The organism is Streptomyces yokosukanensis, from assembly GCF_001514035.1.
Taxonomy (GTDB): domain Bacteria; phylum Actinomycetota; class Actinomycetes; order Streptomycetales; family Streptomycetaceae; genus Streptomyces; species Streptomyces yokosukanensis.
On the sequence record NZ_KQ948214.1, the window covers coordinates 461,599 to 463,572 of the forward strand.

Sequence of the window (1,974 nt, forward strand, 5' to 3'; positions counted from 1 at the left end):
CCGGGCCGGTCGCGCGCTCCGGGCCGGTGGCCCGCTTCGCGTTGCTGGGCCAGTCGCTGCTGCTGTCGCTCGCCTCGATGCTCGGCGCCGTCCTGTGCTGCCTGTGGATCGCCGCGGTGGTGCTGGTCCCCTTCGGGCTGGGCCTGCCGATGACCCTGCTCTGCGCGGTCACGGTGCGCTGGTTCGCCGACCGCCACCGGCAGTGGGCCGGACAGCGCCTCGGCACGCCGATCACCCGCCCCTACCTGCCGACCCCGCCGGGAAACCGGCTCACCCAGCTGCAGGCGCTGCTGCGCGATCCGGCGAGCTGGCGCGACTGCGCATGGCTGCTCGCCAACTCGGTGGCCTGCTGGCTCACTTCCGGCCTGTCACTGGTGCTCTTCCTCGCCGGACTGTTCTACAGCGGCTACCCCCTGCTGGTCGCGGTGACCCCGCCGCACGTGTTCCGCGAACCCTTCGGCTTCTTCCCCGTGCACGGCCTCGGGCAGACGCTCCTCGTCACCCTCACCGGACCCCTCCTCCTGGCGGCCTGGTACCTCTCCGCCGAGCCGCTGGCCAGACTCGACGCCCGGCTGATGCGCTCACTGCTCGCCCCCGCCGACAAGACCGAACTGCAGGCACGGGTCGGGCAGTTGACACAGTCACGGGCCGACGTGGTGGACGCCGGCGCCAGCGAGCTGCGGCGGATCGAGCGGGACCTGCACGACGGCGCACAGGCCCGGCTCGTCTCGCTCGGCATGCACCTCGGCCTCGCCGAGCGCGTCGCGGACGACCCCGAAGCGGTCCGCCGACTGCTCGCCGAGGCCCGCGCCTCCACCGCCGGCGCGCTGGCGGAACTACGCGACCTCGTCCGCGGCATCCACCCGCCGGTACTCGCCGACCGCGGCCTGGACGGCGCGGTCCAGGCCCTCGCGCTGACAGGCCCGGTACCCACCGAGGTGGAGATACGGATACCGGGAAGACTGCCCGCACCGGTGGAGTCGGCAGCCTACTTCGCGATCGCCGAAACGCTGACCAACGCGATCAAGCACGCCGAGGCCCGGCAGATCCGCATCCACGTCGAGTTCACCCACGAACCCGGCCGCCCCTCCGGCGAGCTGAAGATCACAGTCGCGGACGACGGCCGCGGAGGCGCGGCGACCGACGACGCCGGCGGACTGCACGGCATCGCCCGGCGCCTCGCGGCCTTCGACGGCACCCTGGCCGTCGACAGTCCCAGTGGCGGCCCGACCGAAGTGAGGATGTCGTTGCCATGCGCGTTGTCATAGCCGAGGACCTCGCCCTGCTCAGAGACGGCCTGGTACGGATCTTCCAGGCGTACGGCGACGAGGTGCTGGACGCGGTCCGCGACGGGCCCTCGCTCTCCCGCGCCCTGAACATGCACCGCCCCGACATCGCCGTGATCGACGTGCGGCTGCCGCCCACCTTCACCGACGAGGGCCTGCGCACCGCGATCGACGCCCGCAAACGCGTCCCCGGCCTCCCCGTGCTCGTGCTCTCCCAGTACGTCGAGCAGCTCTACGCCCGCGAACTCCTCTCCGACCAGGCCGGCGCCGTCGGCTACCTGCTCAAGGACCGGGTGATGGACGTCGACCACTTCATCGGCGCGGTACGCCAGGTCGCCACCGGCGGCACGGTGATGGACCCGGACGTGGTCACCGCACTGCTCGGCCGACGCTCCGCCGACCCACCCCTGCAGACACTGACCCCACGCGAACACGAGGTGCTCACCCTCATGTCCGAGGGCCGGTCCAACGCGGCCATCGCCGCCCGCATGTTCATCTCCGAGAAGGCCGTCAGCAAACACAGCAACAACATCTTCACCAAACTCGGCCTGGAGCAGTCCGAAGAGGACAACCGCAGGGTGCTCGCCGTACTGGCCTACCTCCAGAGCTGACCGCGAGCGTGAGAATCCGGCCACCCGGACCGCCCGGCCCTCCTACCCGACCGGACCCCGGTGACCAGCACGCACGC

2 protein-coding genes are annotated in these 1,974 nt (G+C 71.7%); both read left to right on the forward strand.

What is annotated here, in order from left to right; all coding sequences use genetic code 11:
* A partial coding sequence (locus tag AQI95_RS24230) for a sensor histidine kinase (protein ID WP_341849476.1) occupies positions 1-1,268 on the forward strand: 1,268 nt, incomplete at its 5' end.
* Complete coding sequence (locus AQI95_RS24235) at positions 1,253-1,897, forward strand: LuxR C-terminal-related transcriptional regulator (protein WP_067127411.1); 645 nt, start codon at positions 1,253-1,255, stop codon at positions 1,895-1,897. The genes AQI95_RS24230 and AQI95_RS24235, both read left to right, overlap by 16 nt.
* Positions 1,898-1,974: the final 77 nt, after the last annotated feature.

What these genes read in the sequence shown, in the direction of transcription:
- AQI95_RS24235 (WP_067127411.1), top strand. Translation starts at nt 1,253, where the DNA reads ATGCGCGTTGTCATAGCCGAGGACCTCGCCCTGCTCAGAGACGGCCTG.